This is a genomic window from Rhodopirellula maiorica SM1, assembly GCF_000346295.1.
Classification (GTDB): domain Bacteria; phylum Planctomycetota; class Planctomycetia; order Pirellulales; family Pirellulaceae; genus Novipirellula; species Novipirellula maiorica.
Genome location: NZ_ANOG01001094.1, coordinates 1 through 4442 on the forward strand (window position 1 = coordinate 1; position 4442 = coordinate 4442).

The following is a 4442-nucleotide window of genomic DNA, read 5'->3' on the forward strand; positions in this document are numbered from 1 at the left end:
ATCCCCCGAGTTCGAAATGGGCGGGGTAGGCGTCGTTGTCGACGACTCGCAGCAGATTGAATTGTTCGGCAATCGTTCGCTGAGGGTCCAGTTTGCTGTCGGCGGGACCGCGACGTCGATAGACCGTTCCCGACCCTGTTTGAGCTCGCCGCTGGTCAAGGATTGCCGGATATTGGCGCACGAAATCGCGGCAGAGTTTGAAAGTGACTCGTGCTTGTTCGTCGCGAATTTCTGGCAACAGTTCGTCGCCGCCGAGTTCCATGTGATCGGTCAGGTAGATGTCGCCTTCGTCGAATCGCTCGACTGCTTCGATCAGACACACCGGGATGCGATTAATTCCTGCGAGCACCTGCCATGTCACAGGCGACCATCCTCGTCCGAGCGGTAGATCGCTCTCGTGCACCACCAATGTATTGCGGCTGCGAGCGAGGACATCTGCGGACACGATTCCCCAATACGAGAGTAAAAAGGTGATGTCCGATGTCACGATTTCGTTGGCGTCCGCGACGATCGTGACTTCATGCCCGTCGCGGCAGAGATCTTGTTGTAGGCCTGCCAGCAATGGAAACAGCCAGCTTTCCGCCGTGGTTGCGATCGTTATTTTTAGAGACATCAGCGAGGGGACAGAGCGTTATAAACAAGTTCCGCTCGCACCCAATCCTCTTCGGTGTCGATGTCATGGACGAGGTGAGCGGGAATGGAGATAGGAACCAACTTTTCGGGAAATAATCGTGTGGGGTGTTGGAAGGTCGATGGCAATCCCCAGTAAAACATGCCTGCGTCGAAATAGCGTTCGGGTAACTCTTGCGAACGTTTCGTTTCGTTTTCGGGCCAAACAAATTGCCCCCAGCCATCGTCACGTATTTCGAATGCCCGTTGGATCGGGGATGGAAAAGTGGCAACCGAAAACGTCATTTCGGCACCATGTTTGTCCAACATCGTTATTCCGTCTCGGAGTTGCTGGGCTGTCAGAAACGGGGCGGTCGCGGTCACCATACAAACGCGGCTAATTTCGCCGAAGCGTTCGTTGCAGAAGTCAATCGCATGTTTCATCACACGATTGGATCCCACGGTATCGCCGGACAATTCGGCGGGACGTTGAAAGGGAACTTCAGCACCGCAATGCAGAGCGACGTCGGAGATTTTATCGCAGTCGGTCGAAACGATCACATGGTCAAAGACGCCGGATTCGATGGCGGCGTTGATCGAGTATTTGATGATCGGTTGCCCGCAAAACGGACGAATGTTTTTGCCTGGGATGCGTTTACTGCCGCCGCGAGCTGGGATGATTGCAATGATCATAATGTGTCCGTGAACTGAAGCACGCTGTCGACAACCAAACCAACGTCGGCATCGCTCATTTCCGGGAACAGCGGCAAGCTCAGGCTTTGTTGGTACTGTTGTTCCGCAATGGGGCATTTCCCAGCACGATAGCCATAGCTGGATTGATACCAGGGTTGCAGATAGACGGGGATGTACAACACTTGCGTACCCACTCGTCTCGCACGAAGTGACTTCATCATCGAACTTCGCGTCACCCCCAAACTTTTAAAATCAACCATCATCGTATAGAGGTGCCATGACGTCAGATCACGGTCACGCTCGTTGCGTAGCCCCGGGGTTTGGATCCAATTGATTGACGCAAAGGCATCGTTGTAGGCAGCGACAATTTCACGACGACGATTCAAGAACGAGTCGAGTCGTCTGAGTTGGTTGAGTCCCAATGCACACTGGAAATCGGTGATGCGATAATTGAACCCGAGATCGTGCATCTCGTAATACCAAGGTCCCTGTTCGTTCAGCGCGGCATTGTCGGATTCGTTGACACCGTCGCCGAGGCCGAGAAACATCTCGGGCTGGCGAACCATGCCATGACTGCGAAGTCGACGTGCTTTTTCGGCAAACTCGTCGTTGTCCGTGACGAACATGCCGCCTTCGCCGCACGTCATCGTTTTTACCGGGTGAAAGCTAAACGTCGTGATGTCAGCCCATGGATGACCGCCGATTTTGTAGTGCTGGCCGTCGTGTTCAAATTCGCCACCGACGGCGTGACAAGCGTCCTCGATCACGATCGCGCCGTGTTGCCGAGCAATTTTACTGATCGCGACCATGTCGGCGGTTTGGCCTCCATAGTCCACCGCCACGATGCCGCGGGTGTCGGGTGTCCAGTCGGCGGCGAGTTTGGCAGGGTCAAGATTGTAGGTAACCGGATCGATGTCACAAAAATCTGGCGTTGCACCGACAAAGGCAGCGCAATTGGCGGATGCAAGAAACGTATTCGGGCTGGTGACCACGCGATCGCCGGAGCCGATCCCGGAAACCAGCATCGCTAGATGCAGCGCGGCGGTCGCATTACAAACGGCAACCGCGTGTTTGGCACCGACTCGCTGTGCAAACGCCTCTTCGAACTCGCCGACCTTTGGCCCGGTTGTTAACCAGCCCGATTGGATCGACTCGGTGACCGCTTGCAAGTCCGCTGCGTCAATCGATTGACGACCGTAGGGTAAGATGTTCACGAGGCGGTGAAATTTGCATCGACGTGTTGCTTGATCAATTGACGCAGTTCATCCACGTTCAACCACTGGTCGTTGCTCTCCGAGCTGTACAGAAAGTTGTGCTCGACTTGGGTGGCGTCATGATGTTCCGCGAACGTCGCAATCGTTTCGTTGTGTTTGCGACGGTGAAGCATCGGGACGATCACGTAGTAGCGGTCATTTTCGATTGTATTTTGGCTGTCGCTTGCCGTGACCATTTCCTCATGTAGCTTTTCACCCGGACGAATGCCTACGATGGGTTTCTCGCACTCTGGGCCGATCGCTTCGGCAAGGTCGGTGATTCGATACGACGGAATTTTGGGGACCAGGATCTCGCCCCCGATGCTGTTCTCGAGTGTATACAGCACCATGTTGACTCCCTCGTCCAACGAGATGTTGAAACGCGTCATGTTAGGGTCAGTGATCGGCAGCACGCCGGTGGATCGTCGCTTCAAGAAAAACGGGATTACGCTGCCGCGGCTGCCCATCACATTGCCATAACGAACCACCGAGAAGCGGATATCGCGATGGCCTTTTAGATTGTTAGCGGCGATAAATAGTTTGTCCGAGCAGAGCTTGGTTGCACCGTACAAATTGATTGGCGCCGCAGCCTTGTCAGTGCTCAACGCCACCACGTTTTTTACTCGCGTGTCTAACGCCGCTTCGATGACGTTTTGGGCGCCCAGGACGTTGGTTTTGACGGCTTCGAACGGATTGTACTCCGCTGCTGGGACTTGCTTCATCGCGGCAGCGTGAATTACCGTATCGATTCCTTCCATCGCACGTTGCAGCCGGTCTTTGTCGCGAACGTTTCCGATAAAGAAACGAATCGCGGGGTATTCGTCGACAGGAAATTGCTCCGCCATCTCGGATTGTTTTAATTCGTCGCGAGAATAGATCACCATTCGGGCGACATCAGGCCAACGACGAAACACTTCGGAAACGAAGCGACGTCCAAACGAACCGGTCCCGCCAGTGACCAGGATGGATCTTCCGCTCAGCCCAGGGCCATCTGACCCAGCGGCGGTTTTCGTAACTTCACTCATCCTGTTAACTCTTGCCTTCTGCAATCGGGTGTGGTGATCGGTCTATTCAATTCGTTGACGTTCATGATCTGCTGCCAAGCCAATCGTAAGGTCGCTTCGTCGTACTCAATGCTATCGCCGCCAACGCTAGCAAAGTCCTTGACTTTGGCATCAATCGGGTGATGTTCAGGTAGTGGGATTCGCCAAAATTCCCGTCTTTGCTGTTGACGCACCAGGAACACAGGCGGGTCCCACGACGAAGGTCGATTGCATTATGTTGCGTCGGCGCGGACTTCGTCCACGTGGGTGACACATGCACCGTCAGCGGATGTAGATTTGGGGGCACTGGGCAATTGCGAATGACAATGCCGGCGGGCACAGTTTCCCTTCGACAGGCATCCTGACGCAAGCCCATTCCGGCGGCAATGACTTGCAGGTCACAGAGAACGCAAAGAAACAGCGAAAGACGTTGAGGCAACAATCCGATTTACCTCCTCTTTTGAGCAGCTAGGCGGAAGTCATTGCGTCTATTAGCCGCTTTGGCGCTAGCGGCTTTTTGATTTAATCGAAATGCGAATCGCATTGTTGAGCCGAGTGCCGTAAGGCACCGGGTCATGCGTGGAACCCGGCCGCTGACGCGCGAGCGGCTCACTAAATCAACAAGCCGCTGGCCACGGTTCCGACAATCAACCGGGGCTAGCGGCCAAACGGCTAACGGGATTTCATCCAATGATTCCTGCCTAGCTGTTTAGAGGTCAGAGTCGGCGGTAGCCGGCTCTGGGTGGGGCTGTTGTGTTAGCGATCGATGGTAGGCCGGATCAAGTCGCGGTAGCGACGCAGATCCGGCGGATGCGATTTTTGCACTGGAATTCGTTAAAACTGT

4 protein-coding genes are annotated in these 4442 nt (G+C 54.6%); all 4 read right to left on the reverse strand.

Going from position 1 to position 4442, the window contains the following annotated elements:
• Positions 1 to 613, reverse strand: a 613-nt coding sequence (locus RMSM_RS35385) for a formyl transferase (protein WP_008709255.1), incomplete at its 3' end; no start/stop codon positions are given.
• Positions 613 to 1302, reverse strand: a complete 690-nt coding sequence (pseF, locus tag RMSM_RS35390) for a pseudaminic acid cytidylyltransferase (RefSeq protein WP_008709257.1) — start codon at positions 1300 to 1302, stop codon at positions 613 to 615. The genes RMSM_RS35385 and pseF, both read right to left, overlap by 1 nt.
• On the reverse strand, positions 1299 to 2516 hold the full coding sequence (pseC, locus tag RMSM_RS35395; protein ID WP_008709261.1) for a UDP-4-amino-4,6-dideoxy-N-acetyl-beta-L-altrosamine transaminase: 1218 nt from the start codon (positions 2514 to 2516) through the stop codon (positions 1299 to 1301). Before pseC ends, pseF begins: the two co-directional genes overlap by 4 nt.
• Positions 2513 to 3580 (reverse strand): UDP-N-acetylglucosamine 4,6-dehydratase (inverting), encoded by a 1068-nt coding sequence (pseB, locus tag RMSM_RS35400; RefSeq protein WP_008709263.1) that lies wholly within the window; start codon positions 3578 to 3580, stop codon positions 2513 to 2515. The genes pseC and pseB overlap by 4 nt, the downstream gene beginning before the upstream one ends.
• Between the last annotated feature and the right edge of the window lie 862 nt (positions 3581 to 4442).